The following is a 26,414-nucleotide window of genomic DNA, read 5'->3' as shown; positions in this document are numbered from 1 at the left end:
GAAAATGGCCTCGCTCAGGTCGATCTCGACGCTGCCGAAGATCGCGTACGCGTGCGTACGGCGGCCGGGGCGCCAGCGGCCCCTGCGCATGGCGGTGCTCCGCAGACACGACGCGCCGCCGCTACGCGGCGGGCCAATTCCCTTGCGGAGCAAGGGAATTGGTTTGTCGCCACTCCGTGACGACAGCTCGAATCGCTCCGCGATCCGAGCGCAGGAATTCGCTCCGCGAATTCCTGTAAAAGCGCAACAAGGGGGCGCGCTTTTCCAGATTCTGACGGGCCATCAAATTCTTTTGATGGCCTTTCTCTTAACTTCCGAAGCATGGATTCGCGCGATTTCCGAATTCCTTCCCAATCAAGGGAAATTAAAATTCCGTCAATTCAGCCTGGATTGCGCCCAATTCGTTCGGATAAACGTGTGCCTCGCACCGCTCCCCTGGTGGCTTCTGGCCGCAGCCTCACCCACGCGCCCACAGGCCACCAAGGCGAGCCAGCGTCCGAGCGCGGAGGCCCCCGCCGACGCGCAACCCGAACGCCCGGCCCCGATCCCCGATGCCGCCGCGCCGCCCGTGCCCGCCCCCACCTCTTTCTCTCATTCGGGCAGGGAGCAGCGGCAGCAGAGGGGATGTCAGTTCCCCGACCATGAGTAACAGGCCTTTTGACCTGGGGTGTTGCGAGGCCGGCCGCTGGCCGAAGTCAGGGAATAGCGCAGGAGATAGTGCAGGAGTTTGCGCGTGGCGTAGTGCAACAGATCCCTATGATGTATTGTGGAACTTGCAAGGGGGGAGGTGGCTCCCGCCCCCATCACCAACGTTCGTCGGCAGAAAGGCGTTTACGTGGAAATCGTCATCAGCGCAGGCAAGGTCACTTCCGGAGCGGAGGAGATCAAGACTCCGCAGGCCGCCAAGGCCCGTCGAATCGCGAACTTCCTCCCGCGTCCGGAATTGCTTCGGGATGCCGTGATCGAGCACAATCGAGACGACAATACGACGTCGGTTCGTTTCGACACCACGGCCGGTCCCGTTCGCATTCTTCTGCCGGTTGCTGAGGGGTTTGAGTTCAACGTCATCCACGACAGCGACACCGGGCCCCGAATTCTCGGTTCCTTCCGGGGTGGTTCCCTATCGGTACGTGCTATCGCCTTCCGCATCAGTGAATTCATGCGGACACGCGGACTGAAGTAGCCCTCTCCCCGGGGGCCGGACGTCCGGTCCCCGGGGGCAGCCCCAGCACCCACACCAACCGGAGGAACAGTCACTGTGAGTATGACGATTATTGAGCCCACCCGCCGCGCCGTTCCGGCGAGCGAGGGCGAGCGAGAGCAGATGGAGGCCGCTTTTCAGGCCGCGTTGAAGCAACTCCCCGCCGACACCGGTGTCACGTATGTCGTGCGCCAGCTGGCCCGAGCCTTGTTCGAGGTGGGTTGGGTCTGGGGCGTGCGGACCGGTCACACGGCGCCCGCACTGGCTGACGTGCCGTTGCCCCCCCCATACTTTCGGGACAGCGCTGTCTAACGTGGCCGCCGCCCTGGACGATGAGAACGGCCCCTGTATCGGGCAGCTGGTCAGCTATCACGGGTCGCAGGAATGCTGCCACGGGCGGTACTGGGTGACGCAGGTCGGCCGCCAATTGGACGCCCAGGGGCGGGAGTCCGTGAGGTACCGCCTCAGTGACTACACGCGGGGCAAGCTGTGCACCGCGCTCACCGGAGTGCACGCGGAGAGCATTACAGCCCTGCCGCAGCACTTCCAGATGCCGTAGCCGCAGGTCAGGGCGCGGCCCCGGGGGTGGGGCGCGCCGGAGATTTATTCGGTTGCCCCACCTTCACAGTCAGGTATTTTGGAACTAGTTCGGGAGGGTGGCCCCCTCCCGAACCACCAAAGTTCATCACCGAAGGGAAGCCCAAGTGGCTCACGAAATCGAGCAGTTCACCGATGGGACCGCCGCGTTCGTCTCCGCCAACGAGAGCGCGTGGCACAAGCTGGGCACCGTCACCGAGGGCGCGATGACCGCCGAGGAGGCCATGCGCCTCGCGTCTCTGTTCGGGTGGAACGTGCGTCTGCTGCCCCTGACCGCGACCGAGATCACGGCCGACGGCACCACGCCGGTGGAGGTCGCGCAGCACTTCGCGACCGCGCGGACGCACCCGAAGACCGGCCGCACGCAGACGCTCGGAGTGGTCGGCACCGACTACCACCCCGTGCAGAACGAGGAGCACGCCGAGTTCCTCAACCTGCTGGCCGACGAGTCCGGCGCGCACTTCGAGACGGGTGGATCGCTCAAGGACGGCCGTCAGGTGTTCCTGACGATGAAGATGCCGCAGAGCCTCACGATCGGCCGGGACGACGGCGTTGACCTGTATATCGCGGCGTTCAACAGCCACGACGGAGGCAGCGCGTTCCGCATCGTGGTGACGCCGGTCCGGGTGGTGTGTGCGAACACCATGCGCGCGGCCATCCAGGGGGCCCGTTCCTCGTTCGTGGTCCGGCACACGGCCGGAGCCAAGGCCCGCATCGCGCAGGCCCGTTCCGCCCTCGGTCTAACGTTCCGCTACGCCGAGGAGTTCGAGAAGGCCGCTCGGCGCATGATCGAGGCCGAGATGACGCTCAGCGAGCTGAAGACGGTGGTCGACGAACTGTGGCCGGTCAAGGCCAGCGACCACGCCCGCACGAAGACCAACCAGCGCCAGCGCTGGGGGGCGATCTCGAACCTGTTCGAGCACGCCGACACCCAGGCCGGTATCCGGGGCACGCGGTGGGCCGCATACAACGCCCTGACCGAGTACGCCAACCACGTCGCCCCGGCCCGGGGCAAGACGGACGCCGACAAGGCCGCCTCCCGCGCCGAGCGGGTCATCAGCGGAGCGGCGAACGACCTGATGGAAAGGGCATTCGCCCTCACCACGGTCTGACCCCCTGACCGCCGGGCGGGCACCAGAACTCCCCCTCGGGTGCCCGCCCGGCCCCCACCGGCCAGCAGTGGCCCGCACGCGGCCCCGCGCGCGGAGCGCTCACCCGCCATCAGGAGCGCGGAGCGCTCCCCGCCGGCCCCTGCCGCGTAGCGGCAGCGCGTCGCGTCTGCGGAGCAGACCGCGCGCCAAGGAGACCTCGCCCGAGCTGCGCCTGCGAATGGCCAGCAGCTCGCCACACCACCCACCGCCCTACGGAAGGCCATTCATGAGCACCCCGAAGTGGAAGATCAAGGGCATCGTCGACGACTTCGACAAGTGCGGCTGCTGCGGCCGCCGCGGACTCAAGCGCACGGTCGCGCTGATGCCGCTGGACGCCGACGGGAACGAGGACGGCACCGCCGAAGATGTCGCGTACTACGGCACGTCGTGCGCTGCGGCCGCGCTGGGCTGGACGCAGGGCAAGGTGACCGACACCGCGCGTGCCGCCCAGGCCGGGCGGGACCAGCGCGACGCCTACGCCCGCCGAGTGATCAGCATCTACGCCCCGGTTGAGGACGCCCCGGTCCGGGACAGGGCCCGCGTCTACTACGGCCGCAACCAGCACCTGCGGGACACGGGCGTGAAGGCTACCGAGGAAGTGGCGAAGCTACTCGCCAAGGCCCGCGCGACGCTGGCCGACACCACCACCGGCCCGGCCCGCCCGTCGCGGATCGAGGACTTCCGCCGCCACATCGTGATCTTGGCCAGGGACGAGCGGATCTATCTTGTTCGGCGGGTGCCGGAGGACGAGATAGAGCGCCAGGAGCAGGCGGCAGCCGCCCAGCGCCGCGCCGACGAGATCCGGGGCAGCGTCCTGGTGGTGGCCGCTCTGGACGCCGAGGCCGCTCGCGAGGTCGCCTACGCCGACGCACTGACCCGCGAGTGGAACGCGAAGGCGTGGCAGGCCGCCCATGCCTGAGCACCAGGTCACCCGGACCGTCGGTGACGCCGTCACGGCATCCGCCGTCGGCCGCGCCGCCAACGTCCTCGCCGCCCTGCTGTTGGCCCTGGGCGAGGGCAGCCACCAGCTCAGCATCGTTGCCGAGCGCGCGAACGACACGACCGCCACCGCCGACCTGTCCCTGTCCGTCGGAGCTGCGCCACTGCGTGTGACCCACTGCGCCAAGGAGTACGTGCGGTTCCTTGCGCTACTGACGTTCGCCCTGGAGTACAGCGCCCTGCGTCACGCCGTCCTGGTGGCCACCACCGCCGACGAGCCCTTTGCCCGCGCATGTGGCTGGACCGTGCGGGCCGGGTGGCTGCATCCGATGGAGGTCCGCGCGCTCCAGGAAGCGGTCATTCCCTGTCCCGAGGTCGCCGGGCCGCGGCTTCTGGTCTACCCCGCGCCCGCCCTGTACCACCCCGACGAGCCCGCCGAGGAGAACACGCATGAGTGACAAGCCCGCCGTCACGCCGGACGGCTACTGCACGAACAAAGAGCCCTTCCCCGGCACGCTCCGCACCATCAACGCCCGCGCGACGGGCCCGAAGTTCTCCCATCTGCACGGCCGCCGCATGGCGAAGTGCCCGTGCGGCAAGGAGACCTTCCTCACCGACCGGGGCAACCTCCGCCGCCACAAGCAGCCGCAGGAGTAACCAGGCGACGCCGTCCGCCCCACGGCACGGGGCGGACGGCAGACCCGGCCAGCACCGCGACTTCCCGCAACTGCCGTCCGCCCTACCGCGAGAGGAAACGCCCATGCCCACCACCGACGCCCTCACGATCGAGATGCCCTCCGGCATCGTGCACGCCACCGCCGGCCCCCGGCGCACAGCCGCCGTCGTGTTCGAGCTGCACGGCGCGATGCGCGGCAGCGTGCACGTCACCGGCACCCAGCATCCTCGCTACTGGGACCAGTTCACCGCCGTCCGCGCCTGTCTCGGCCTGGCCGACGCCTACGAGACCACCGCCCCCGACGACGACCTACCGAGATTCGCCCACGGCCGCAGCGGCTACCACGGCAGCCTGACCCGCTACCCCAGCGACTACGGCGGCCGCCCCGAAGTGTCGGTCTATCCGTTGTCGACCGCCGCCGGGAAAGCCGTCATCGAAGACGGCCGCGACGCTCACCGCCGTTCTGCGCGCGTGCGCCGACACCGTCGCCCAGCGCGACGACCTGCCCCCGATCCTGAACGCGTCCAGGCTGTGCAAGACACCTGGACTGCTGCGGTTCCTCAACTGGGCCGCAGCGAACGCAGACGCTGAAGCCGTCCGCAGCGCGGCAGAGTCACAGGCCGCCCACCGAGAACTGAAGGCCGCCGTCACCTTCTGGTGGACCATCGCGCGATGGTTCACGGCCCACCCGCACCTCGTACTGCTGTTGATGCTGGCCGACTGCAAGCGCTCGCTGGCCCGCGACATCTGCGTACTGGAGTGGAAGGCCCCCTACTGCCTCCAGAGCGCCGCCGAGGAGAGGGCCCGCGCAGACAAGTACCGGGGCGAGGTCGCATCTCTGCTCGCCCCGCAGCGGCGCGGCCGCACCCGCCGCAGGGGAGCCCAGGCGTACCCCGGGACCAAGGAGAAGGTGTGATCATGCGCTGGTTGATGACCTTGGGCGAGCGCACCCGCTCCAACGCTCCCACTTTCGCCAAGTGCCCCGGCCCGCGCGAAGCCCGCGCGGTCGCCCTGGTCGACGACGTCGGGCAGCTGTTCCCCATCCTGCTGGAGTGGCGGCGGCTGTTCGGCAATGACCTGACCGGTTGGGCCAGCCAGGTTGAAGCGGACGACATCGAGAACCTTCCCCTGGCGTGATCGAGAACTGGGGGCCCGACCAACTGCGCCTGGACACGCTGCCGGGCGGCTACGTGAAGGTGTCCGACTACCGCGACGACCAGGCACTTGCCGCCCTGCCGCCCAGGAGCAACGTGCTCATGCGCCCCTAGGAGCACCGGCGCCGGATGGGTGGGGCAGCCCCTGAAAACTCAGTTGCCCCATCCCACACATAACGTATTGTGGAACTTGTCGCATTGAGTCGAGGGAGGAGCCACCCCCGTGGCATTGTTCGACCACGCCACCCCGGAACGCTGCGCCCAACTGGGCCGCACCCTCACGGCCGCCGGCCTCACCTGGAGCGACAACGGCCGCCAGGACGCCCCGCAGTACCTCACCTACACCGTCACCGACCCGCACGGCCGCACGTGGCAGATCAGCCCGGCCACCAACTTCCAGATCCCCACATCGAATGCGGCGCAGATCTGCAAGGCCAGCTGCGCAGAACTGGCGACGACCACCCCGATCCTGTCCGCCCGCAAGGTGACCGAGCAGATCAAGGACACCCCGTGAGCCTGCCGCCGTTCAGCCCCGAGGACTTCGACGAGCAGTGCGAGACCTGCCAAGCCCCGCCCGGGCAGCTCTGCCACCCCTCGTGCGACGCCGGATACACCGCCGACGACCACCGCGCCGACGCCGAGCGCCACGCCGACCGCCCCGATGCCCAGCTCCCGCGCCGCAGGCGCACCGCCCCGCAGGAGAGCCCCTGATGGACCTGTCCACCCCCGCCGGTCTGGAGTCCTTCGCCCGCACGTCGCCGAGCACCTCGGCGCCCAGCGCACCGAGCAGGACGGCACCCCGGGCCGGGTGCGGATCACCTACGCCGACGGCCGCACCCTCGAACTCACCCCCAACCGCCCCCGGACCCGGATCACCATCACCGCGGTACTGCCCGAGCAGGCCACCACGGATGACCCGACTGTCGAGCCCATCACGGTGACCGCCCAGCCGCGCCCGCGCCCAGGCGAAACCCAGGACAAGGCCACCGCCCGGCACGCCGCCGACCACATCCGTCGACGCCTCCTGCCCCAGCAGACCGCCACCATGTCGCGACTGCCCGCCACCGTCGACCGCGCGCGGACCGCCCTGTCGGCCCTCCCCGACCGCCCCGACGAGCGGTGGGCCGTCACCGACCTGCCCGTCCCCCATCCACGCGGACTGGCCGACCGATGCCCCATCGCCAGGTGGCACACACCCAGCGGGGCCTCACGCGCCGTCGCCCCGTTCCTCGCCGACATCCTGCGCCGGGCCGGACTCGTGACGACGGAGCCGCACGGCAGCGCTCACGTGTTCTTCGCCGACCCCCCGATCGAGCAGCCCGACGCGCGCTTTACCGTCGCGCCAGCCCCCGGGCGCGCCGGTTGGGACCTGGTGGACCAGTTCACCGGGGCATCCGTGCACACCTACGACGACGCCGAGTAGGCCCAGCAGGTCGCCGAGAGCGCAAGCGCCGAACACGAAGCCGCCCAGCGCGCCGGAACCCCGTCGCTGGACCTGCCGGGACTGTCGACCGACCTGATCGAGTCGGAGCACGTGCGCTCTCTTGCGGTCGAGTTGGCCATGGCCGGGCACATGCCGTACGGCCTCACCGACGTCGACTACACGCAGACGGCCGGATTCTTCATCTACCCCGGGCCACGGGTGGGCGCGGTGCGAGTGGCGCGGCTGCTGGAGCCCTGGGGGTCGATCCGACCCGGAGCCCGCTTCGAGGCACCCAAGCCTGAGGTCGAACGCTACGACCGGGACATGGAGGCCTACGCGCTGCTGATGAGCGGCCCAGGCCGCACCGTCACCGTTCAACCCGACGGCATCCAGGTGGCTTTCGACCGCCCTCCCGGGCCCTGATGCGGCAGCCGAGCCGCACTGCCCGCCTTGCCGACATCACAGCTAAGCGCCCGCAGGATGCCACCGAGAAGCGCTGCCGGGTGGCCGAACGCTCCCGAGTACTCCATCCCGCGACAAGGAGGTTTTGCCATGCCCCGCCCCTCCCCTCACCTCCCCTCCCCTCCCCTGCTGCCCGCGCCGGCCCCCGTGGCTGGTGACGACCGCAGGTGCGTCGACTGCGGCGTGCCCTGCACCGAGCAGGTGACAGCCATCCCCCGCCTTAAGGGCGGATCACGTGCCGTGTACGCCTGCTCCGTGCACCGGGCCCGACGCCGCCAGATGCCCTGGCCTGCCATTTGACGCTGAGGCAGGGCTGAACAATTCAGTTGCCCCACCCCCCAAGTCAGGTATTTTGGAACACGTCGAGAAGGGTGACTCCCTCCGACATCACTGAAGGTCCGTCAACCAGCCCAAGGAGGCCAGACATGGCCACAGCCACCACGCCCCTCGCCGACCAGACGGCCGAGGCCGCCCCAGCCGACACCGCCGAAACAGACCTGATCGCCGTCCTGCTCGACCCGGACACCATCGTCCGCGACGACTGCAATGCCCGCGAGCACGACACCGAGCCCGACGACGACCTGATCAACTCCGTCAAGGCAGTCGGTGTCCAGGACCCCGTCAGCGTCCGGCCCCGCCCGGACGGCACCTACGGCGCGTTCAAGGGCTGGCGGCGCACCCAGGCCGCGCAGATCGCCAACGCCACCGCCGAGGCGGAAGGCCACACCACGCGGCAGATCAAGGCGTTCGTCCGTGCCGACCTGGTCGGCCGGGACGCGTGGACGCGGTTCCTGTCGCTGATCGAGAACCACCAGCGCGAGGGCATGTCGGCCAAGGACACCCTCAAGGCTGCCGAACTCTCCCTGATCGGGATGGACGAGGTCGAGCAGAAGGCCGCCGCGCGCGCCCTGGGGCTCAAGCGCGGCACGGGCAAGCGGCTCGGCCGCGCCCAGCAGCTCGACGACGCCACCCTGCGTCGCGCGTCGGCCGGGGGCATGGACCTTGAGCAGATGGCCACGCTCGCCGAGGTCGCCGACGTGCCGGACGCGGAGAACCGTCTGTCGCGGGCGCTGGCCCGGGACCAGGCAGCCGAGGACGGCGGGCGCGGCCACTGGGACCAGGAACTCGCCCTGCTCAAGGCCGAGCAGACCGAGCGAGCCGCCCGCACGGAAGCCATCGCCGCACTGAAGCGGGCAGAGATCCCCCTTCTCCCCGCACGGCTGCCGTACGGGGAGAAGGACACCGCCCGCCCGCTCGCAGACCTGACCACCCAGCGGGGCAACCCGCTGACCGAGGACAACCACAAGAACTGCCCCGGCCACAGCGCCCGGCTCGATGACGACCACCAGCCGGTGTGGTACTGCGCCGACCCGGCAGCCTACGGGCACAAGGCGCGCCCGAAGCCGAAGCCGGAGAAGACGGCCGAGGACAAGGCCAAGGCCGCCGAGCGGGCCCGCACCACCGCGTGCAACCGAGCCTGGAAGGCAGCGGCTGGTCCCCGGCAGGAGTTCGTCTCCCGGCTGACGCGCTCCAGCAAGGCCCTGCCGAAAGAGGCTTGGCAGTTCGCCGCCTCGGTGCTTCTGGATCTGCCCCGCTTCTACGGCAAGTGGCCGGTCGGCAGGAGGCCGAGGACGTCGCGAACCTGCTGGGCGTGAAGCTGCCCGAGACGCCGTTCGGGCGGGTCCGCCTGTCGGAGCTGGTCACCCTCGCCAAGGCCCGGCTGGCGCACATGCTGTTCGCGCACGTCGCCGACGCCTTCGAGCGCGACATGCGCGACCCGAAGGGCTGGAACGACGCCCTGATGCAGGTCCGCTTCCTGTGGGAGGACCTCACCCCCCAGCAGGCCGCCTACCTGCTGCTCCTGGAGAAGCTCGGTCACGACGACCAGGGCTCCTACCGGCTGTCAGAGGTCGAGGAGCAGGCCCTCGCCCCGCACCGGAGCGACAACGCCGACGCCTGAGCTGCACGCGGATGACGGCCGGGCACCGATGGTGCCCGGCCCCCGCAACCACCGCCCACGCCTGCAAGGAGTACGTCATGCCCAAGTCCGGCTCTGCTGACACCGCGCAGCCGATCGAAGGAGACCAGCCGCTCACCCTCGACGTCCTGCGGCGACTGGTCGGCAACGACTGGGCCCGTCTTCCGGGCGAGACCCTGGTCGTCCTGTCCCGCGACTCCGAGGGCAACCTCTACTCGCCGTTCAGCACCTACAACATCGGCCGCTACGCGCCCGTCTACGGGCTGACCGGCGAGGTCTACCCGCTGGAGAGCGAACTCGCGCGGGACCCCGAACTGCGAAGGTTGTTCCCGCAGATCCCCGGCAACGCCGTCGCCGCCCTGGTGCTCTACCCGCTCGACTGACCACGTCTGCCGGTGGGCGCCGCGCATCCGGCGCCCACCCCGGCGCGCCGTCCGGCCGCCGGTTTCCCGGGCGCACGAGACGCCCGACCCAACCCGCGAAAGCAGAAGAGGGGATACACCCATGCCCACCCTTGCTGAGATTCGCGCCTTCGTCGGCGACGTGTCCGAGGTCGGTGCCCTGGTCGCCATCCAGGAGGCGGCCGCCGCTCGCCTGGTCGAACTCGACGCCGCCAGCCGCCCGGTCATCTCGCCGGGCCGCATCGGGCGGATCAACACCACGATCCGCCCGGCCTGTCTGCGCCATCTGACCGGCACCGTCGGACAGCCCAACAGGACGGGTGGCCGCTTCGACTTCGTGTTGGACGAGAACTCCACCGAGCAACTGCGCCGGGACCCGCAGAACACCCGCTTCACCGTCTCTCAGGGCGAGAAGCGGTACCGCATCCCGAAGATCCCGGCCTCCTGCAACGAGCTCACCGACACCCCGGCCGACTCCTAGACCGCCCCGAAGGCCGAGGGGCAGCGCACCGAGCGCTGCCCCTCGGCCCGCCGTCCCGTCCTCACCAGCAACTTCCCCGAACGGAGCGTGACTCGATGAGCGCCATCCCTGTGCGCTGCCTCGCCCGGCCGCTGGCCGGCGGACTGATCGTGCCGTACGCCTCCCTGGTCCACAACGGGCACGCCGTATTCGGCAGCCTCGACGCCGACCGCACCCGCCGCGCCTTCCTCCAGCACCTGTGCCAGATCTGCGCCCAGCCGCTTGAGGAACGGTTCTTCGTCATCATCCGCCCCGCCGACCAGCAGCAGGGCTACTCCCCCGAACCCGCGCTACACCCGGAATGCCAGCCCTACGCCGCCGCCCACTGCCCGATGCTCAACGGGACCGCCACCCATTACCGCTCCCAGCCGGTGCTCGCATCCCATCCTGCGGGCCGCCCCTGCACCGATCCGGCGTGCGCGTGTCCCGAACTGACCCCGGACGAGGGGCACACCGCCCGCAGCGGACGGCCCGCCGACCGGTACGAGGCATGGATGATCGCCGCCCGGCACTACCGGCTCGTCTCTCACCAGGACACGCCCGGCCTCCCGCTCGGGATCAGCCTGAACGTGCCCATCCTGCGCAGGCGCACCCTGCGCGAGGCCGTCCTGCCCGCCGACCACGCCGCCCTGCTCGACCTGCTGCGCACCGCCCTGGGACTGGAGCAGCCCTAGCCTTCCCGGTCAACCGAGCGGCACCTCACAAGAAGCGCAAGGGCGAATGGCCCGGCGCGAGCGTCGTCGAACCGTGGCTGGAGCAGTTCGACTTCGGCGGCCCCAAGGGGCCGACCGTCGTGCACATTCCACCGCCCCCGCCGGGGGAGGCCTGGGTGCTGCGCCGCTGGGACCGGCACGAGGACGGCGTCGAGCTGTTCACTGACGAGGTCTCGGCTCTTGGCGGCCTTGCCCAACATGTGCGCCAGGCCTGGGACAACCTCATCGGCGAGGAAGGCGTTCCCGACGAACCGCCCATCGACGACCGCGCGGCCGTGGACTTCTCCTACAGGGCCGAGCGCGACGAGCGCCCAGACGAGGGCTACTCGCTGTACGCCGCGACCATCAGCAGGAGTAGTCGCACCCGGGTCGTTCCGCTCGATTTCCCGTTCCCCGGCGCCGGCCGGCGAACGGGCCAACCGCCGCGCCGTGTTCCACCCGAACATCCACGGCGGTCTTCCCTGCCTGGTGGTCGACGGCGTCCTGGTGTTCGCCTACCTCGACCACCGGCTCGGCGCCGTCCGGGTATCGGTACACCTCGACAGCGCGCCGGAGCACCTCGTCCGGCCGGACGGCACGGTGCCGCTGCAGGTCGTGGTCGAGGACGCGGTGGTGCTCGACGACAGCGGTACGGAAGCCGCACCCAGGCCGCCCTTGCTCGATGCGTTGGTGAGCGCGGCCGACGCCGTACACCGAGAAGCGATCATTACGGCGGCCCGGGAGATCGGCCTGCTATGGCGCTGCCCGGCCTGCCAGCGGGACAACGCCGCCGCGGCGACCTGCTGCGAGGGGCCCGGGCCCTGCCGAACGCCCCGGCCAGCCGCAGGGGTTGACCCGGAGGGGGAGTTGCGCGAGCCGTAGGCCGGGAGCCGGCCTGAGCGGCGGGTGCCTCCGCCCCGAAGGAAAAGGGGATGACACCCGCCCCATGTGAAGTATTATGGAACTTGCCTGGATGGCTCCCGGGCACCACCAGACCGTTCGTCACCGTTCGTCGCATCGAGGAGTACCTCCATGAGCGGAGAGACCACCGCTGTCATCCGCGGCCGCGTGCGCGGAGTCGTGCAACTGCGCCACACCGAACGCGGCACGCCCGCCGCCCGGTTCACCGTGGTTCAGGTACCTCGCGAGTACGACCGTGCCCGAGGGCAGTGGGGCGACGGCCAGCCGGTCCCCGTCATCTGCACCGTCACGGGGCCGCTCGCCCGGCACGTCGCCGAATGCCTCACCGCCGCCGTCCACGTGATCGCCACCGGGAACCTAGCGCTGCGAGACAACCAGCTCCACCTCGACTCGGCCCAGGTCGGCGTAGACCTCGCCCACCACGTCGCCTACATCGACGACACCCTGCCCGCCGTCCTCGCCGGGCGCGCCCCGGCCCCGCGTGCGGCCGCCGCCCCCGAAGCCGCGCACCGCGCCGAACCGCCCCGCCCGGCCGCAGCTCCCGCCCCCGACTGGTGGCAGTCATCGCCGCGCCGTTCCAGGGACGCAGTCACCACGCCCAGCCGCACCGGCCGCTGACCGCTCCATTCGATTCCGCACCGCCCGTAGCGGCCCCGGCATGCCCGCCGGCCGCCGTTCCCTCACGGAGGTACGCCGTGCCCAGCACCGCCCTATCCGAGCGCGCCGCCCGCGCTGCGCTCGCCACCCACTTCACGCCCCACCAGGTCGCCGTCCGTCTCGCCCATCACTCCCCCGAGGACGTCTGGCAGTACAGCGTCCGCCACGACGCCAGCGGCCGCCTGGCCGAGTACATGCCGCGCGAGGAACTCGCCAACGCACAGCTGACATGCCAGTTCGTCATCCCGTCGGACGACGTGTGGCCCGCCGCCCTGGCCGACCTCGGTGCCGACTGCCCGCTGGGGCTGTGGGTGCGCGGACACGAGCAGCTGCCCCGGCTGACCGCCCGCGCCGTGGCCGTGACCGGCAACCGGGCCGCCACTGTGCAGGCCCTCGCCCGTGCGCAGACCTTCGCCACCGCCCTCGCTGCGGCCGGGCACACAGTCACCGCCACACTCGCCTACGGCGTCGACGCCGCCGCCCAGCGGGCCGCTGCCCAGACCGGGCAGGCGGCGCTCGCCGTCCTGCCGCGCGGCCTGGACCGCGCCCACCCGCACGACCACGCCCAGTTGCTGAGCTGCATCCCCGCGGGCGGAGGCGCAGTGGTTAGCCTGTTCCGGCCCGGCACCCCGGCCAGCGGAGCAACGCTCCAGGCCAGCGCCGCCCTGCTCGCCGCCCTCGTGCGCGCGGTGGTGCTGATCGAGGCCTTGAACTACGCCCAGGCGGCGATGCACACCGCCGAGGTCGCAGCCGACCTCCACCGGCCCCTGCTCGTAACGCCCCCCACCGACGACGTGCGCGCCGACGGCAACGTCCGCCTGCTCGCCGAGCAGCGCGCCGTCCTGGTCCCCGACCCCGCGCACGCGCTCGCCGCCCTGCGCTGACCAGCCCCACCGCCCTTCCGTCCTCGGCCGATCGGCCGGCCACGACTCCGCCGCTGCCCCTCACCCAGCTCGTCGAACAAGAACACATCACTCGGCACCAGGCCCTCCAGCACGCCGAACAGTTCCTCGCCCATCGAGAGAACGCCGTCCACCAAGCACGGCAAGCCCTACAGCTGATCGCCGAGATGGGCCACCTTCCGAGATCTCACCGCCCGGCCCGACACCGCCTACGCGCGGGACATCCTCGACGCCCTCGCACCCGAAGCGCGCTCCCTCGCCCAGAGCCTGACCACCCTGGCCTGACACAGCACGCCCCCTCGGGGACAGAGCCAACAAGGCCGGCCCTGAGAGGCAAGCCGCCGCAGTAGGACTCACCCGAAGCAGGAATCCGGGGCTGAATTGGGTCGGGATCACCATCACCTGGTCCTGGCGATCAGCCTGCTCCTTGGTCGCTGAAGCCAGGATTTCCGGAGTGAGTAGGCGCACCACGTCCACCTAGCCGATCACCGCGGCTTACATGCAGCCGTGCGCCGTCGACCAGACTTCTCCGCTTGCGGCGTTGTGTACGACAGCGGTTTCGGCTGGTCGGGAACGTGAGGAGAGCCGTACGGGTTGGGATGGTTGTGAAGCGATCCTTGGCCCGTACGGCTCTCTCGCATCGTATCTGCACGGGCATCTCGAGGCGTCGACTCGGGGCGCTCATCGCCGAGTTGGCCAGCTTGTGGATGGCGCGGGAAGAGTCCCGGCTGGGCGAACACCGAGGCCATGAGCGTCTGCACGCCGAGCGCGGCGGGCCCAGCCATCAACTGGTCTTCACCGATCGGGTGACCGCGACCCTGGTGATCCTGCGGTTCCACTTCCGCACGCCGCCCTCGCCGTCTTCTACGGCGTGGACCGCTCCACCCTCACGCGGGCTGTCCATGAGATCCGTCCGCTCCTGGCGGCGCGGGGCTTCACCGTCCCCGGCGAGGCGGGACTGCGTCTGCACACGCTGGCCAATGTCTTCGCCTACGCCACCGAAGGGTGCTGAGCTACCCCTGGACGGCACCGAGGCACGAATCCGGCGTCCGAAAGCGGGCCGCCCCGGCCAGCGTGCGTTCGTGTCCGGCACAATGCGGCAGAACACCAAGAAGGCCACCGTCATCACCGACGGACAGGGCCGGACTCTGTGGACCGGCACGGTCCGGCCGAGCCGTATGCATGATCAGACGGCGGTCAAGACCGAGGGGATCAAAACCCTCCTCGAGCAATACCCGCAGGTCAAGACCAAGGTAGATGCCGGATACCGGGGCCCGGCCAAACGGTTTCCCGACCAGGTCCAAGCGCCGCCGAACAAGCCCGCCAAGGACACGTGGCCAAGAAGGTCACCGCCTGGGAAGCGGCCCACAAAAAGCAATCCTCGGAGCGGACATGCGTCGAGCACGCCAACGCCGACCACAAGCAGTGCAGGCCCCTCCAGCGGTACCTCGGCCACTACGAGTACTACACCGAAACCCATCCGGCCATCACCGGCCTCGTCTCCGAACCCACCGCAGAGCAGTAATCACCCATCAGCCAACCCACCAGGCCAACACACCCCAACCTCAGCCGCGCACCACACCGTTAGGGTCTCCACCCGAAGCCCTGGCAAGTTTTGGCAAGTTCCTGGCTCGGCAGCTGAGTTGCGGGCAAGCTCTGGCACAGCGATCGTTACCGACACCCGAGGAGGTCATCATGACCCTGATTAAGCTCGGTAAGGACCCGGAGAGCCCCAGCGGCGGCTCCCCCACCGTCTACCTGGACGACGAGAAGGACACCTACCTCGTACAGGGTTGGAAGGTGGAGGACGTCGAGCGACTCGGGCAGATGGACATCCCCGGACACGAGACGGTGGTGGAGATCCCCCGGCGCATGGTGCAGTTCTTCCAGGAGGTGAAGAAGCGTGACGAGGACCCCGACGTTTGAAGAGCTGTTCCGCGACTGCCAGAGGACTGCGGTCCACCTGGAGATGCGCGACGCCTACATGAAGTCGGACCCGGCCTTCATCGACTGGAAGGCCGGTGTGGTCCTCGATCCGGCCGAGCGCTGGGCTGACTGGCACGCCATTGTGGCGGAGGCGACCTCGCGAGATGTCGAGGTTCGACGCGCACGCGTCGTTTCGACACCGGTCAGCGAGTACATCCGCTTCGAGTACGACGTGACGGACGGACTGAACATCGCTGCCGGCGAAGGCGTGCGATGGCTCTCGCGGCGGAACGCGACCGACATCGCGCTTCCGGGCAACGACTTCTGGCTGTTCGACTCCCACGTCGTCCTCGTCAATCACTTCGACGGCGAGGGAGAGAACATGGAGGTCGAACTCACGGAGGACCCGGAGGTGGCGAAGCTGTGCGAGTCGGCCTTCGAAGCCGTGTGGAAGCGGGCAACGCCGCACGCCGAGTTCGAGCTGGCCTGACAGTCCGAACAGCACCGACCACACCAACATGACATCGCCGTCTTCGAGCGTCCAGGAAGCCCGCAAGGCACTCGGACAACGCATGGCCGAGATCCGGAAAGCGGCCGGACTCACCAAGCGAGCGCTGGCCCAGAGCCTGGGTTGGCATGAGTCGAAGGCTTCGCGCTTCGAGAGCGGAACGCGAACCCCCTCGGAGCGCGACCTTCGCGATTGGTGTTCCGCGTGCGGCGCAGAGGGTGAGGCAGAGGATCTCATCTCCACAGCGCGCGGAATTGAGGGCATGTATGTCGAGTGGCGTAAGATGGAGCGCCATGGGCTCAAGTGGGCGCAGGAGTCCGTGGTTCCTCTCTGGGAGCGCACCGATCGTTTTCGCATTTACTCGCCCTGGCTCATCCCCGGCCCTGTGCAGACGGCCTCGTACATCACCGCACTTCTGACCTCCATTCGTGACCGCCGAGGACTCATTGACGACGTTCCGGCGGCCGTCAAGGTGCGTGTGGAGAAGCAACAGGTCGTCTACGGGAATCACAAGTTCGCCATCGTCCTGGAAGAAAGCGTCCTGCGGTACCGTATCGGCGGCACGGACGTGATGGCGGGCCAACTTGGCTACCTTCTCAGCGCCATGGCCCTCCCGTCGGTGAGCATCGGCATCATCCCCCAGGACGCCGACCGTTCGGGTCTGTGGCCCGTCGAGGGGTTCTTCCTGTACGACGACGAGCTGGTGAACGTCGAACTGGTCTCTGCTCATCTCACCGTCGTCCAGAAAAACGAACTTGCCATGTATGCCCAAACGTTCAGCGAGCTGGCCACGCTTGCCGTCTACGGCCCCGCCGCGCGTGAAATCATCACCGCTGCCATCGAATCTCTAGGGTGAACGCCCGGCAAGTTCGGGCACACTCGTGGAGCCTTATCCCTCCCCCTTCCTAGCTTTATTGGCACGGCTGAAAGCGTGCACCGGAAGGGCCAGTCATGACTGTGGCAAGTACGGGCAAGACGTTGGAGGCGGCCATGGACGCTGAGGCCGATGGCTCCGCCTTCGACGTAGCGGTGATCTCCTCCCAGACGGATGCCGTCCTTGGTTTGCGGATGGGCACCACGACCCGCGCAACAATGGACAGGCACTTGCCGAAGATGGCAGGCGAGTTGAACCGGCTGCTCGGCGAGGACTTGGGCGCCGAAGACGACAGCGAGGTGCGGGAGCTGATCCGCGAGGGGATCAGCCTGATCGACCTCACGAACCGGCCGACCGTCGAAACGCCTACGTTCGGAACGTTCATGTACCTCCGCGATGTCGCCCTTCTGACGCGGCGGCTGCTGTGGATCTACTCCCAGCGGAACGGACTGGATGCGCCGTGAGCGTCAGAGAAGACCAGATCATTCGGGAGCTTTCCCACTACATCCACGAACACCCCGCCGAGCAGATGGCGTTGATGCCCCTCTACGACGCGGCGCTCGACCACTCGCGACGCCGATCCTGCACCCACGACCGGCGCTGTCCCCTCGTGATGACTGGAGCCGTCGTCGTCGATGAGCGCAATCGCGTCCTGTGTCTGCGGCACGAGGGAGGCCACGCGCTTGCGGAGGCCGAGCCGGAAGCCGAGGACGAATCCCTCAGCGAGGCGGCGCTTCGTCTGCTGGCCGAGGAGGTCGGCATCCGGGATGTCTGGACGCAGCCCGGCTCCGAGAGCCCCTTCCTGGTCGATGTGACCAGGCCAGGGCAGCACAGGTACGGCCCTCGCCTCCGGGTTGGCATCCGCTATCTCTTCCGGGCCCACTCGGGCGCGGTCTTCCCCTCAATGATCGAAACGGGCGCAGTCGCCTGGATGCCTCTTGCAGAGATCGGCATCCCAGCAATCCGCAGCCGCGTGGAACGCCACCTGATCGGAATGCGATGAGCCCCCGAAACCAGCAACTCGCCTATGTAGTAGGCCTCGTCGCAATCGGCGGCTTACTCCTACTGGGCACCTGGAGAGGCTGAATGTACGAGCGCAAGACCAAGGAGCAGCCCTCCATATCCCCTCCGCCTGTCGGAACAGTAGGGGTCACCAGGCCGCCGACCGATGTCCGCATAGGCGACTTCATCCTCCTCGACGGCCAGTATCAGCGGGTCCAGGACATGAGGTCCGCCGGCACTTCGGCCCACCGCGTGTTGCACTTCGCCAGACGCACCCCGTTGATCATGCGAGAGGCCCGGACCACCTACCGGCCCCTCGAACGCCGCTGATCACAGCCCGCTCGGGCACCGCACCATCCTTCTCACCTCACCACGCGAGGAACACTGTCATGCACTTTCGCAAGATCCACGGCGCAGGAAACGACTTCGTCCTGCTTTCCGGCCTCGAACCGGACGACGACAAGGACTGGCCCAAGGAGGCCGAGCGCATGTGCGCCAGGCGTACCGGCGTAGGCGCAGATGGGCTGATCATCAGCCGATTGGTCAGCGAAGACCCAGCCGTCTTCGAAGTCACCTGCTTCAACGCGGACGGATCGATCGCAACGATGTGCAGCAACGCCCTGCGATGCTCCGCCTGGGCCGCTCGCCGCGATCACGGCTTCCAGCAGATGAGCCTCCGCATGGCCGGAGTAATGCACGAGGCGGTCGTGTCGGACGACTCCGTGTGGGTCACCGCCGAGGTGGGCAAAATCCTCCCCCGGCTCTTACAGACGGTCATCAACGGCAGACTGACTTGGTTTGACAGCGCCCACACCGGCACCGAGCACGTCGTCGCCATCGTCGACGACGTGGACGCCATCGACGCGGTAGTGGCCGGGCGCATCGTCCGTCACCATCCCGCCCTGGCCCCGCTGGGCACGAACGTCAACTTCGTTCAATCCGCCGGCAACCAGGCACTGAAGATCCGCACCTACGAACGCGGCGTCGAGGCGGAAACCCTGTCGTGCGGAAGCGGGGCAGTCGCAGCCGTCATCGTCGCGGCCATGCGCGGGCTGGTCGCACCACGCGCCGTCACCGTCCGTAACCGCGCCGGGGAGCCGCTCACGGTCCGGCCACACGACGCTCGGCCGAACCGAACTCAATGGGTCGGCGGTCCAGTCACCAACACCTTCGAAGGGGTACTCGCATGACTTTCTTCCTCAGCCCCAGCTCGGACCTCGCGGTGCAGAAAGCCGCCGAGGACCTCCGTACATGGGGGCAGAGCCGCCAGGGCCTCGGCGTCGCCCTCATCTGTGGGCCGGTGTCCGCCGAGGACAGGCTCTACCACTCGGAGTGCCCCGTCGAACAGCGATCTGTCACCGCCCTGGCCGAGGCGCTGGAGGAGATCGGCGCCCGCTGGCAGGTGCTGAATCCGTGTGAGCCGGACTTCATCATGGATCTCGTCGGGTACGACGTGGCGCTCTCGAACCTCCACGGGCCGTACGGTGAGGACGGCCGGTTGCAGGGCCTGCTCGACTACCTTCGGATGCCCTACTGCGGCAGCGGAGTCGGGGCATCCGCGGTGGCCGCCGACAAGATCCTGTGCAAGCGGGTGATGCTGGCCCTCGGCGTCCCTACGCCTGGCTGGCATGTCTGGACCGGCGGCCCGGCGAACTGGAACGGGCGCCCCGTGATGGTCAAACCGCCCTTCGGCGGGTCCAGCGTGGGCATGAGCCTCGTACTCGACCCGGTCGATCTGCCCGGCGCCCTGGCAGACGCTACCGTCGACGAGGGCGCGGCCGTGCTCGTAGAGGACTACGTGAGCGGCACGCCGCTGACCGTGGGGCTGCTGGAGCTTCCGGGCGGCTCCGTCATCGTCTTCCCGCCGCTGGCCACCGAAGCCACCGAAGCCGAGTTCTACGACGCCGACACGAAGCTCGACGTGGACTCCAGGGGAACCGTGACCGTGCGCGCCGCCGAGCTGGCGCCCGATGTGCTGGACAGTATCGCCGGGGACGTCCGGACGCTGTGGGACGGGATCGGGCTGCGCGGTTCAGCCCGTATCGACTTCATCCTCACCGAGGACGGCGAGCCGTACGTGCTGGAGGTCAATAGCACACCGGGCATGTCCCGTGACAGCAATTTCGCGGTGGGGGCGGCGATGGTCGGACTCACGCACACGGACGTCGTATTGGCCATGCTGCACGAGGCCCTGGCCCGCCCGCCATACGATGTCCCCCTGCTCACTCCCGCGTTCTCCAGCACCACACTGACTCGGGAGGCTGCCGTCTCGCCGTAGGAGCCTGCCGCTGTGCCGCGCATCCACGATGTCCCCATGTGCCGTCAGCTCATCGACCTCGCCGAGTGGGATCTACACGGGGGCTGGACACTAGGAGACAGGATCGAATGGTCCAACCGGGCGTGTGGCCTGGCATCGCTGAGAATGATCCTGCTCGCCTACGGGCACGAGGCGCCCACGGTGACGGAACTCCTGAAACTTGCGGTCAAGCATGAGATTCTGACCCCGCGTGGAGCACTTCACGCGGGGATCGCGAGCCTGGCGACCGACCTAGGAGTGTCTTCTCTCGCAGAGCCCGTTCCCGTCGAAGAACTGCTCGGCCGCCTCGCTGACGCTCCGCTCATCGTGTCCGTGACCGAGCAGTTCCCCGACGACGGCCGTTCAGGCGGCCACCTCGTCATCCTTCGCGGCTACGAGGCTGGCCCCGACCCGGCGATCTTCATCCGAGACCCGTCAGCCTGGGGCCAGACGCACGATCGCGTCCCCCTCAGCCGCTTGTCCCCTTCCTACACCGGCCGCGCGATCACCTTCGCGCCCCTGATTCACAACGGAGAATCTTGATGACCGAGGCAGACGGCGAAACGACCGAGGCCACAGGCGGCCGGAGGATCGCCGTACTCGGAGAGATGCTGGAGCTGGGTGACGAGGCCGTTAAAGCTCACCGCGAGGTGGGGCGGATGGCAGCCGAGAGCGGCATCGATCTCGTCGTGGCGGTCGGCGGAGACCTCGCCAAGCAACTGGCTCTCTCGGCAGGCGCGGCAGGGGTTCCGGACATTGCGATGGTGGGCGACAACGCCACCGCTGCCGCCTACCTCCAATCCATCCTCCGCCCCGGTGACGTTCTACTCGTGAAGGCGTCCCGCGGCGGGCAGCTCTGGCAGATTGCCCAAGCGCTCACCGGGCAGGCCGTCACGGGCCTGTGAGCCGGCTCCGAGCGGAGCGCAGCTGAAGCCCACGCCTCAGGCCGAATCCTCCCGTGCCCGCAGGACTTTCGACGCCGTTGTCACACCCAGGTACGACAACGGCATACACCACGAAGGACTGGCACCCCGACGCGGCGGCGCCGTATTGCCGGACGTACGACTCGCTACCAGGCGCGCGACTGGGCCGGGACTTCCCGACATGTTCTTGCTCGCTGTGTGTCTTCGCCTCCAAGCGCGACGTGCTGCTGTCATCGGCTGGCGGCCGCGGCTGGCCGATCTGTACGCCGAGGTCGAGCAGGCCCGGGGCGACAGCTTCCGCGCGGACTGGCGTATCACCGACCTGATCCGGCATGCCGAGCGGTGCGGCGCGCCGGACCCCGGCGTCGTCTGCCCAGACGACGGCCTGGAGTTCACCGCCCTCGAGGAGCAGGTACGGGCGGCACTGGCGAAGGAGCCGCAAGGAGCCCGAACTGGCACGCCACGACGGCCGCGCGCTGTGCGACGGCTGCACCGCTCACAGCTGATGACCATCACCCGCTGCGCGGAGGTTTCCCCTCCAGGCAGCGGGCCCCCACTACATTGGATGAAGGAGATGACCATGACCGTGAATCCCACCGCCCTGCTGCTTGATCTTGCAGCCCGGGCCCAGAGCGTGACCGCCCCGGACACGCTGCACGACCTGCTGTCTGCGGGCCACCGCGCCTGGTGCGAGGGCGTCGCCGACGTCCGGGCCGGCGTTGACCGGGAGACCGCGAGCCTGTCCGACGCCCTGCTCGCCGAGCGGTGCGCCACTGCGGGCGCGCCGTGGGAGAAGGAGATGACGCGCAGCGAGGCGGTCTCCGCTCTAGCGTTCGTGACCTGGGAGGCGGCGCCAGCAGCCATGGCGTACACGGCGCTTGAGGAGCGTGCAGCGCGCTTCGGGGTGTGTCTGCTGGACGAGGAAGTGCTGTAGGCCGTTTTGGCGTCGGGCTGGACAGCAAAGCATTTCGTTTGGCATTGTGGAACTTGTCGCCCTCGTCCGGGTGCCGGCACCGCCTTGCTGATCCTTGCGAAGGGGACCTGATGTCTTCCGCCGAGCGGCTCGTCGACACCGCGCAGATCGTGGCGGATTTCGGCACGAGCAAGCCACGGATCAGTGCGTGGAGCAACGACCCGAACAGTGGATTCCCCGCGGCCGCGCACACCGAGGGCCGCAAGCGGTTCTGGCGCCACAACGAGGTCGCAGCGTTCTTCGCGCAGCGTGCCCCGAAGAAGCGCACACTCCCGGCCGCCGTACTCGAGGCCGACCAGGACGAGCTGCTGACCAAGCGGGAAGTGGCCCAGCTTCTCGGCTACGCCCGCACCTCGACCATCGACGCCTACGTCCGCGACCGGCCCGGATACTTCCCCGAGCCCGACGAGGACGTCGAGAGCCCGAGGTGGCGCCGCGGCACGATCGTCGAGTGGGCCACCAACCGGCCCGGCAAGGGCCGACGCAGGTCCGCTCCGGGTGCCGCACTGCCCGAGGTGCCGGTCGAGGGTGATCCCGACGAGCTGCTGGGCACAGCCCAGGTCGCAGCGCTGCTCGGATACGGCAGCGTCGCCTCGTTCTCCAGCGTCCTGTACCAAGGCGGCATCCCCGAGCTGCCGGAACCGGACTCCCTCGTGCAGGAAGGCCGCGGCCGCGCCCGCAAGAAGTGGCGCCGCGCCACAGTGATCGCCGCCGCACGCGAACGCGGCGTACTGCCGCCCGCCGACCAAGACCCGGCCAAGGACCTGATCGGTGCCGCAGAGGCAGCCCGAATCCTCGGCTACAAGAGCGCCGACAACTTCATCAGCGCACTCAGCCACGGTGCCTTTCCCGAGCTCGAGCAGCCCGACGGGCACGAGTACCGACGCGGCAGTGCCGGCCGACCCCGACAGCAGCGCTGGAAGCGATCGCGGATCGAGGACCTGGCAGCACGCCGCTCCCCATCCTCCTGACTGCAGCGCGGAACCGCCCCGCAGACGGGATACCGTAAGACCGCGACCTCTGGTTATGGGTTCGACGAACACCCGGTGAGCCAGAGGAACGCACGATGGCCGGTATGGAGAGGCCAGCCACCTCTCCCCCGCGAAGCCGCACGGCTTCGCGGGGCCGACCATCGCTACCGATCCCCTTTCTACTTCCGCGTCACGTGCCGTCCCCGCCTGCGGTGGCGGAGCCCAGCCACCAGCCGACAAGTCCGGCCATCAGCTGTTACCAGCGGAGTTGAGCGGGAGCACCAGGCCGTCGCCCGGCCACAGGGGAGATCCCGCTTCCGCCCAGGCCAATTGCCTGCCGACCTGACCGAGAACCTCAACACGGTCGGCGGGCCGGTACACCCGATGCACCCCAGACTTCGGGTCGACGGCCCGGACCTCGCTGCGCGGGCCAGCGCACACCAGAGCGCGGGCGATGTCCGGCAGGTCCAAGTTGAGGGCGTCGCAGTCGCGGTCACCGATGAGCTGCAGCAAGTCTTCGGTGACTGCCTCCCAGTCCCCGACCTCCGGCCAGCGCGCACCTCCGTCCAGCTCGTGGGTGAGCGTGGACAACGGCACGATCTCACCCGGCCGGCGACCGCGGGTGAGGCGGTCGTGGATGCGGGCGCCGTCGGGCTGCCGTACACGGGGGTGCAGCAGGGAAGCCGCGGCCACGACAGTGGTGTTGATCTCCTGGGCGGCAGCCGGGTAGTACGGCTCGTGCGCGAACAGGAAGTAGACGTCCGGAATGGGGACAGCCGGGCTGGGTCCGGGCTGGGGCATGGGAAAGGTTCCCTTCTGTAGCGGGGTCGGTGTGTATCGAGGCGCCGGATCGGTCGTCGGCGGGGCTGCGGGCGGGTACGGGCCAAGGGGCCGCCCGGGGGCGGATACAGGGTTGGCGGCGGCTGTGCCGTCCTCCGCGGGGGCGTTGAGGATCTGGGCGACCTGGTGGGCGAGTTGGAACATCAGCCGTTCGCGGGCAATGAGGTCCACTGAGGCCGCGCGAGTGTCACGGGTCTGGAGCAGGCCTGCGGCATCCCACAGCAGGTGCTGGCCGACCTCGGCCGAGCGGCGCAGCTCACAGTGGTCGCTGTCGGCGGCGGCCTCGACGAGCGAGGTGTGCAGGGTGGCGAGGCGCTGCAAGTACCGGCAGGGGCCATCGCCTTCGACGACGCGTACGCGTTCAACGGCCCGGGCGTCCAGCCAGTCGGGCAGGCGCTCGGCGAGCAGTGGGGTGAGGAGTGTCGCCGGTAGCACGACGTCGACGGGGATCCCGTGGCTCGCGGCGTACCGTCCGGTGAGCAGGCTGATGAGGGCGACGGCAGCTGCGGAGAACCGCAGGGATCCGGGGACGCGGCCCAGGGCCATGCGCTGTGCAGGGCGCCGAGTCAGCCAGCGAAGGGCCAGGCGCTGCATGCCGGTAGCAGCCGGCGCGAGCATCCCGACCTGGTGGGGGATCTCAGGCGTGCTGCCGTCGCTGGGGACAGTCCAGGCAAGCCAGCCCCACCTGGTGCGCTCGTAGACGAGCACGGGCTCACAGGCGGCCATACAGGTGCTGTCAGGGACTTGACCGCTCCGCAAGACGCGGGCGCGTTCCCTGTCCCACCGCCGCGGGTCCCGGGCGAAGGGGCGCTCGTGATGCGCGGCCTCGGTCGGCGGCGGTGTGCGGGGCGTGTCTGTCACGGGCTGCTTCCTTCCGGTTGATCGGTCAGAGCGGTGGCGCAGGTGGTGCAGCGGTCGTCGCCGTCGGGGTGGGCGCGCCGGGGGGTGGGGCCGGGACAGGTGCGACACAGCGGCCAGCCGAGGCAGTCCGGGCAGAGGTCCTCGCCGGGGGCAATGCCGGGCACGCCGCAGCCGGAGCATTCGACGAGGGCCCGGTAGGTCAGCGCCTCGCTCACCGGGCGGGCGGCGGATCCGGTGCTCGGTTGCGGCCGCGGGTCATCCCGCACGGGCTGGTCGTGGTGGTCGGCCACGAGGGCGGGCGGCGGGTAGGCCTGGGCAGCGCGCAGGCGGGCAGCGATGATCGCGCCGACCGTGGTCCGTACCGGATTCGGCAGGGGCCGGGCGGCGATGACGTGCCGCAGTTGCTCAGCTCTCCAGCCGGCCTCGAGCATCACGGTCACGACGCGGCCCTGATCGGTCAGCGCCTGCCCGGTCAGCAGCAGCTCGGGGCGAGCCGCCCCGAGTTCGAGCAGCAGGCGGATCCCTGCGTGCATCTCATCCGCCGCGGGCGCGGCTGGCGGGGGTATTGGCGTGTCCGGCTGGTGCGTCCGTCCAGGTGCTCGTGTCGCGTCGCCGCGGCACGGATGGACGGGGCTGGTGTTCTGCTTGTTGGTCTTCTTTCTGTTGGTGTTCTTAGTACCGGGATCAGCCAACGTAGGCTCAGCCAATCTTGGAAAACCCGACCTTGGTTGCGACCTGGGGTTTTGTGGAGCGGGCAGGTCGGTGATGAAGTACAGCGCCTGGCCGAGCGTGCCGTCGGGGTTGCGCTCGCGGGTGCGGTAGAGGAATCCGTGCCGCTCCAGATGCTTGAGCCCAGTGGTGACCGCGTCGACGCCCTCAAGGCCGCGGCGCACCAGTTCGGCGACAGTGACCTGCCAGCCATCCCGGTGCGTACTGACGTACCCGAAAATCCCCTTCGCCTTGAAGGACAGCCGGCTGTCGCGGAACAGCTCGTTGGCGATCTGAGTGAACTGGTCGGCCGCCATCACGCCGCGCCGGATCCCCGCGCCGAAGCCGACGTCGTGTTCGTCGTCGTTCGCCAGGGTTGAGGTGGCTTCCAGCAGGGCGACGTCGAGGGTGGCGGGGCGGTCGGTGATCGAGTAGACGACCTCGCCGAGCGTTCCGTTCGCCCGGCGCAGGCGTTCACGGACGAGGTAGCCGTACCGTTCCAGCTCCTTCAGGCCGGCGCGGACCGCCTCCCGCCCGTCAGGCCCTACGGCAACAAGGTGGGCGAGGGTGACCTGCCAGCCGTCCCGGTGCGTACTGACGTACCCGAAGATCCCCTTCGCCTTGTAGGAAAGTCGGCTGTCGCGGAACAGGCCGTTGGCAATCTGGGTGAACTGGTCGGCCGCCATCACGCCGCGCCGGACGCCTGCCCCAACGCGGCTCACCGCCGTGCCCCCGAAACGGGCCGCACGCCGTGGCCAGGGCAGCTCACCGGTCCCGCCGAGGTGGGGCGGCCGTCGGTGCTGAGTGCGCGGGCGTGCGTGTGTTCCATACGGTCAGCTCACCCGCCGACCCCGACCA

General features: G+C 69.2%; 38 protein-coding genes and 1 pseudogene. 37 read left to right on the top strand and 2 right to left on the bottom strand.

Annotation, left to right across the window (positions count from 1 at the left end; translation table 11 throughout):
- The first annotated feature begins 835 nt into the window (after nt 1-835).
- From ABZ904_RS29225 to ABZ904_RS29045, 37 genes and pseudogenes are all read left to right on the top strand, one after another.
- Nucleotides 836-1,183: a hypothetical protein gene (locus ABZ904_RS29225; RefSeq protein WP_361826535.1), complete on the top strand. Its 348-nt coding sequence runs from the start codon at nt 836-838 to the stop codon at nt 1,181-1,183.
- A 331-nt stretch (nt 1,184-1,514) separates the two neighbouring features.
- Complete coding sequence (locus tag ABZ904_RS29220) at nt 1,515-1,760, top strand: hypothetical protein (RefSeq protein ID WP_361826532.1); 246 nt, start codon at nt 1,515-1,517, stop codon at nt 1,758-1,760.
- A 145-nt stretch (nt 1,761-1,905) separates the two neighbouring features.
- The gene (locus ABZ904_RS29215) at nt 1,906-2,910 is read left to right on the top strand and encodes a DUF932 domain-containing protein (protein WP_361826529.1); all 1,005 of its coding nucleotides are present in this window, start codon (nt 1,906-1,908) and stop codon (nt 2,908-2,910) included.
- A gap of 265 nt (nt 2,911-3,175) precedes the next feature.
- On the top strand, nt 3,176-3,868 hold the full coding sequence (locus ABZ904_RS29210) for a hypothetical protein (RefSeq protein WP_361826526.1): 693 nt from the start codon (nt 3,176-3,178) through the stop codon (nt 3,866-3,868).
- Nucleotides 3,861-4,346 carry a hypothetical protein gene (locus ABZ904_RS29205; RefSeq protein ID WP_361826523.1) on the top strand — a complete coding sequence of 162 codons (486 nt, stop codon included), beginning with the start codon at nt 3,861-3,863 and terminating at the stop codon, nt 4,344-4,346. Before ABZ904_RS29210 ends, ABZ904_RS29205 begins: the two co-directional genes overlap by 8 nt.
- The gene (locus ABZ904_RS29200; protein ID WP_361826520.1) at nt 4,339-4,545 is read left to right on the top strand and encodes a hypothetical protein; all 207 of its coding nucleotides are present in this window, start codon (nt 4,339-4,341) and stop codon (nt 4,543-4,545) included. The genes ABZ904_RS29205 and ABZ904_RS29200 overlap by 8 nt, the downstream gene beginning before the upstream one ends.
- Nucleotides 4,546-4,648: 103 nt before the next feature.
- Complete coding sequence (locus ABZ904_RS29195) at nt 4,649-5,155, top strand: hypothetical protein (protein ID WP_361826517.1); 507 nt, start codon at nt 4,649-4,651, stop codon at nt 5,153-5,155.
- Between the two features lie 118 nt (nt 5,156-5,273).
- On the top strand, nt 5,274-5,480 hold the full coding sequence (locus tag ABZ904_RS29190) for a hypothetical protein (RefSeq protein ID WP_361826515.1): 207 nt from the start codon (nt 5,274-5,276) through the stop codon (nt 5,478-5,480).
- Complete coding sequence (locus tag ABZ904_RS29185; protein WP_361826512.1) at nt 5,477-5,701, top strand: hypothetical protein; 225 nt, start codon at nt 5,477-5,479, stop codon at nt 5,699-5,701. The genes ABZ904_RS29190 and ABZ904_RS29185 overlap by 4 nt, the downstream gene beginning before the upstream one ends.
- On the top strand, nt 5,698-5,832 hold the full coding sequence (locus ABZ904_RS29180) for a hypothetical protein (protein WP_361826509.1): 135 nt from the start codon (nt 5,698-5,700) through the stop codon (nt 5,830-5,832). Before ABZ904_RS29185 ends, ABZ904_RS29180 begins: the two co-directional genes overlap by 4 nt.
- Nucleotides 5,833-5,941: 109 nt before the next feature.
- Nucleotides 5,942-6,232, top strand: a complete 291-nt coding sequence (locus ABZ904_RS29175) for a hypothetical protein (RefSeq protein WP_361826506.1) — start codon at nt 5,942-5,944, stop codon at nt 6,230-6,232.
- Complete coding sequence (locus tag ABZ904_RS29170) at nt 6,229-6,429, top strand: hypothetical protein (RefSeq protein ID WP_361826503.1); 201 nt, start codon at nt 6,229-6,231, stop codon at nt 6,427-6,429. Before ABZ904_RS29175 ends, ABZ904_RS29170 begins: the two co-directional genes overlap by 4 nt.
- Nucleotides 6,430-6,526: 97 nt before the next feature.
- Entirely contained in the window at nt 6,527-7,141 is a 615-nt protein-coding gene (locus tag ABZ904_RS29165; protein WP_361826500.1) for a hypothetical protein, read from the top strand.
- A gap of 111 nt (nt 7,142-7,252) precedes the next feature.
- Nucleotides 7,253-7,564, top strand: a complete 312-nt coding sequence (locus tag ABZ904_RS29160; RefSeq protein ID WP_361826498.1) for a hypothetical protein — start codon at nt 7,253-7,255, stop codon at nt 7,562-7,564.
- A 464-nt stretch (nt 7,565-8,028) separates the two neighbouring features.
- Nucleotides 8,029-9,258 carry a ParB N-terminal domain-containing protein gene (locus tag ABZ904_RS29155; protein WP_361826495.1) on the top strand — a complete coding sequence of 410 codons (1,230 nt, stop codon included), beginning with the start codon at nt 8,029-8,031 and terminating at the stop codon, nt 9,256-9,258.
- The gene (locus ABZ904_RS29150) at nt 9,255-9,563 is read left to right on the top strand and encodes a hypothetical protein (RefSeq protein WP_361826492.1); all 309 of its coding nucleotides are present in this window, start codon (nt 9,255-9,257) and stop codon (nt 9,561-9,563) included. Before ABZ904_RS29155 ends, ABZ904_RS29150 begins: the two co-directional genes overlap by 4 nt.
- Nucleotides 9,564-9,640: 77 nt before the next feature.
- Entirely contained in the window at nt 9,641-9,964 is a 324-nt protein-coding gene (locus tag ABZ904_RS29145) for a hypothetical protein (RefSeq protein ID WP_361826489.1), read from the top strand.
- A gap of 121 nt (nt 9,965-10,085) precedes the next feature.
- Nucleotides 10,086-10,463 (top strand): hypothetical protein, encoded by a 378-nt coding sequence (locus tag ABZ904_RS29140; RefSeq protein WP_361826486.1) that lies wholly within the window; start codon nt 10,086-10,088, stop codon nt 10,461-10,463.
- 95 nt (nt 10,464-10,558) lie between these two features.
- Nucleotides 10,559-11,176 (top strand): cell envelope biogenesis protein OmpA, encoded by a 618-nt coding sequence (locus ABZ904_RS29135; protein WP_361826483.1) that lies wholly within the window; start codon nt 10,559-10,561, stop codon nt 11,174-11,176.
- Between the two features lie 468 nt (nt 11,177-11,644).
- Nucleotides 11,645-12,076, top strand: coding sequence for a hypothetical protein (locus ABZ904_RS29130; protein WP_361826480.1), 432 nt, complete (start codon nt 11,645-11,647; stop codon nt 12,074-12,076).
- A gap of 150 nt (nt 12,077-12,226) precedes the next feature.
- Complete coding sequence (locus tag ABZ904_RS29125; protein WP_361826477.1) at nt 12,227-12,733, top strand: single-stranded DNA-binding protein; 507 nt, start codon at nt 12,227-12,229, stop codon at nt 12,731-12,733.
- A 77-nt stretch (nt 12,734-12,810) separates the two neighbouring features.
- Nucleotides 12,811-13,656, top strand: coding sequence for a DNA-processing protein DprA (locus tag ABZ904_RS29120; protein ID WP_361826474.1), 846 nt, complete (start codon nt 12,811-12,813; stop codon nt 13,654-13,656).
- A gap of 889 nt (nt 13,657-14,545) precedes the next feature.
- Nucleotides 14,546-14,686 (top strand): hypothetical protein, encoded by a 141-nt coding sequence (locus ABZ904_RS29115; RefSeq protein ID WP_361826471.1) that lies wholly within the window; start codon nt 14,546-14,548, stop codon nt 14,684-14,686.
- Nucleotides 14,655-14,888, top strand: a pseudogene (locus ABZ904_RS29110) (transposase family protein); the annotation flags it as partial. The gene ABZ904_RS29115 and the pseudogene ABZ904_RS29110, both read left to right, overlap by 32 nt.
- A 119-nt stretch (nt 14,889-15,007) precedes the next feature.
- A complete protein-coding gene (locus ABZ904_RS29105; RefSeq protein ID WP_361826547.1) occupies nt 15,008-15,199 on the top strand; it encodes a hypothetical protein in 192 nt (63 codons plus the stop codon).
- 170 nt (nt 15,200-15,369) lie between these two features.
- Complete coding sequence (locus ABZ904_RS29100) at nt 15,370-15,600, top strand: hypothetical protein (protein WP_361826468.1); 231 nt, start codon at nt 15,370-15,372, stop codon at nt 15,598-15,600.
- Nucleotides 15,578-16,090: a DUF6879 family protein gene (locus tag ABZ904_RS29095; protein ID WP_361826465.1), complete on the top strand. Its 513-nt coding sequence runs from the start codon at nt 15,578-15,580 to the stop codon at nt 16,088-16,090. The genes ABZ904_RS29100 and ABZ904_RS29095 overlap by 23 nt, the downstream gene beginning before the upstream one ends.
- Before the next feature lie 28 nt (nt 16,091-16,118).
- On the top strand, nt 16,119-16,964 hold the full coding sequence (locus tag ABZ904_RS29090) for a helix-turn-helix transcriptional regulator (RefSeq protein WP_361826462.1): 846 nt from the start codon (nt 16,119-16,121) through the stop codon (nt 16,962-16,964).
- Nucleotides 16,965-17,098: 134 nt separating this feature from the next.
- The gene (locus tag ABZ904_RS29085) at nt 17,099-17,446 is read left to right on the top strand and encodes a hypothetical protein (RefSeq protein ID WP_361826459.1); all 348 of its coding nucleotides are present in this window, start codon (nt 17,099-17,101) and stop codon (nt 17,444-17,446) included.
- Nucleotides 17,443-17,985: an NUDIX domain-containing protein gene (locus tag ABZ904_RS29080; protein ID WP_361826456.1), complete on the top strand. Its 543-nt coding sequence runs from the start codon at nt 17,443-17,445 to the stop codon at nt 17,983-17,985. The genes ABZ904_RS29085 and ABZ904_RS29080 overlap by 4 nt, the downstream gene beginning before the upstream one ends.
- 83 nt (nt 17,986-18,068) lie before the next feature.
- A complete protein-coding gene (locus ABZ904_RS29075) occupies nt 18,069-18,314 on the top strand; it encodes a hypothetical protein (protein WP_361826453.1) in 246 nt (81 codons plus the stop codon).
- Nucleotides 18,315-18,373: 59 nt separating this feature from the next.
- Nucleotides 18,374-19,174: a diaminopimelate epimerase gene (gene dapF / locus ABZ904_RS29070; protein ID WP_361826450.1), complete on the top strand. Its 801-nt coding sequence runs from the start codon at nt 18,374-18,376 to the stop codon at nt 19,172-19,174.
- Complete coding sequence (locus ABZ904_RS29065; RefSeq protein WP_361826447.1) at nt 19,171-20,262, top strand: ATP-grasp domain-containing protein; 1,092 nt, start codon at nt 19,171-19,173, stop codon at nt 20,260-20,262. Before dapF ends, ABZ904_RS29065 begins: the two co-directional genes overlap by 4 nt.
- 36 nt (nt 20,263-20,298) lie before the next feature.
- Nucleotides 20,299-20,823 (top strand): C39 family peptidase, encoded by a 525-nt coding sequence (locus ABZ904_RS29060; RefSeq protein ID WP_361826444.1) that lies wholly within the window; start codon nt 20,299-20,301, stop codon nt 20,821-20,823.
- Nucleotides 20,823-21,185, top strand: a complete 363-nt coding sequence (locus ABZ904_RS29055) for a UDP-N-acetylmuramoylalanyl-D-glutamate--2,6-diaminopimelate ligase (protein WP_361826441.1) — start codon at nt 20,823-20,825, stop codon at nt 21,183-21,185. Before ABZ904_RS29060 ends, ABZ904_RS29055 begins: the two co-directional genes overlap by 1 nt.
- Before the next feature lie 199 nt (nt 21,186-21,384).
- Nucleotides 21,385-22,137, top strand: coding sequence for a hypothetical protein (locus tag ABZ904_RS29050; protein WP_361826438.1), 753 nt, complete (start codon nt 21,385-21,387; stop codon nt 22,135-22,137).
- A 110-nt stretch (nt 22,138-22,247) separates the two neighbouring features.
- Nucleotides 22,248-23,147: a hypothetical protein gene (locus tag ABZ904_RS29045; RefSeq protein WP_361826435.1), complete on the top strand. Its 900-nt coding sequence runs from the start codon at nt 22,248-22,250 to the stop codon at nt 23,145-23,147.
- 249 nt (nt 23,148-23,396) lie between these two features.
- Here the strand turns inward: ABZ904_RS29045 and ABZ904_RS29040 are convergent, their stop codons facing one another.
- Together ABZ904_RS29040 and ABZ904_RS29035 are read right to left on the bottom strand one after the other, a co-directional pair.
- Nucleotides 23,397-24,848, bottom strand: a complete 1,452-nt coding sequence (locus ABZ904_RS29040; protein ID WP_361826432.1) for a hypothetical protein — start codon at nt 24,846-24,848, stop codon at nt 23,397-23,399.
- On the bottom strand, nt 24,845-26,278 hold the full coding sequence (locus ABZ904_RS29035; RefSeq protein ID WP_361826429.1) for a hypothetical protein: 1,434 nt from the start codon (nt 26,276-26,278) through the stop codon (nt 24,845-24,847). Before ABZ904_RS29035 ends, ABZ904_RS29040 begins: the two co-directional genes overlap by 4 nt.
- Nucleotides 26,279-26,414: the final 136 nt, after the last annotated feature.

The organism is Streptomyces sp. NPDC046900 (assembly GCF_040644975.1).
Classification (GTDB): domain Bacteria; phylum Actinomycetota; class Actinomycetes; order Streptomycetales; family Streptomycetaceae; genus Streptomyces.
This window is presented reverse-complemented; position numbering and strand designations above follow the sequence as displayed.

What these genes read in the sequence shown, in the direction of transcription:
- ABZ904_RS29125 (WP_361826477.1), top strand. Translation starts at nt 12,227, where the DNA reads ATGAGCGGAGAGACCACCGCTGTCATCCGCGGCCGCGTGCGCGGAGTC.
- ABZ904_RS29090 (WP_361826462.1), top strand. Translation starts at nt 16,119, where the DNA reads ATGACATCGCCGTCTTCGAGCGTCCAGGAAGCCCGCAAGGCACTCGGA.
- ABZ904_RS29155 (WP_361826495.1), top strand. Translation starts at nt 8,029, where the DNA reads ATGGCCACAGCCACCACGCCCCTCGCCGACCAGACGGCCGAGGCCGCC.
- ABZ904_RS29100 (WP_361826468.1), top strand. Translation starts at nt 15,370, where the DNA reads ATGACCCTGATTAAGCTCGGTAAGGACCCGGAGAGCCCCAGCGGCGGC.
- ABZ904_RS29055 (WP_361826441.1), top strand. Translation starts at nt 20,823, where the DNA reads ATGACCGAGGCAGACGGCGAAACGACCGAGGCCACAGGCGGCCGGAGG.
- dapF (WP_361826450.1), top strand. Translation starts at nt 18,374, where the DNA reads ATGCACTTTCGCAAGATCCACGGCGCAGGAAACGACTTCGTCCTGCTT.
- ABZ904_RS29205 (WP_361826523.1), top strand. Translation starts at nt 3,861, where the DNA reads ATGCCTGAGCACCAGGTCACCCGGACCGTCGGTGACGCCGTCACGGCA.
- ABZ904_RS29140 (WP_361826486.1), top strand. Translation starts at nt 10,086, where the DNA reads ATGCCCACCCTTGCTGAGATTCGCGCCTTCGTCGGCGACGTGTCCGAG.
- ABZ904_RS29085 (WP_361826459.1), top strand. Translation starts at nt 17,099, where the DNA reads ATGGACGCTGAGGCCGATGGCTCCGCCTTCGACGTAGCGGTGATCTCC.
- ABZ904_RS29050 (WP_361826438.1), top strand. Translation starts at nt 21,385, where the DNA reads ATGTTCTTGCTCGCTGTGTGTCTTCGCCTCCAAGCGCGACGTGCTGCT.
- ABZ904_RS29190 (WP_361826515.1), top strand. Translation starts at nt 5,274, where the DNA reads ATGCTGGCCGACTGCAAGCGCTCGCTGGCCCGCGACATCTGCGTACTG.
- ABZ904_RS29210 (WP_361826526.1), top strand. Translation starts at nt 3,176, where the DNA reads ATGAGCACCCCGAAGTGGAAGATCAAGGGCATCGTCGACGACTTCGAC.
- ABZ904_RS29045 (WP_361826435.1), top strand. Translation starts at nt 22,248, where the DNA reads ATGTCTTCCGCCGAGCGGCTCGTCGACACCGCGCAGATCGTGGCGGAT.
- ABZ904_RS29145 (WP_361826489.1), top strand. Translation starts at nt 9,641, where the DNA reads ATGCCCAAGTCCGGCTCTGCTGACACCGCGCAGCCGATCGAAGGAGAC.
- ABZ904_RS29195 (WP_361826517.1), top strand. Translation starts at nt 4,649, where the DNA reads ATGCCCACCACCGACGCCCTCACGATCGAGATGCCCTCCGGCATCGTG.
- ABZ904_RS29200 (WP_361826520.1), top strand. Translation starts at nt 4,339, where the DNA reads ATGAGTGACAAGCCCGCCGTCACGCCGGACGGCTACTGCACGAACAAA.
- ABZ904_RS29060 (WP_361826444.1), top strand. Translation starts at nt 20,299, where the DNA reads ATGTGCCGTCAGCTCATCGACCTCGCCGAGTGGGATCTACACGGGGGC.
- ABZ904_RS29075 (WP_361826453.1), top strand. Translation starts at nt 18,069, where the DNA reads ATGTACGAGCGCAAGACCAAGGAGCAGCCCTCCATATCCCCTCCGCCT.
- ABZ904_RS29135 (WP_361826483.1), top strand. Translation starts at nt 10,559, where the DNA reads ATGAGCGCCATCCCTGTGCGCTGCCTCGCCCGGCCGCTGGCCGGCGGA.
- ABZ904_RS29065 (WP_361826447.1), top strand. Translation starts at nt 19,171, where the DNA reads ATGACTTTCTTCCTCAGCCCCAGCTCGGACCTCGCGGTGCAGAAAGCC.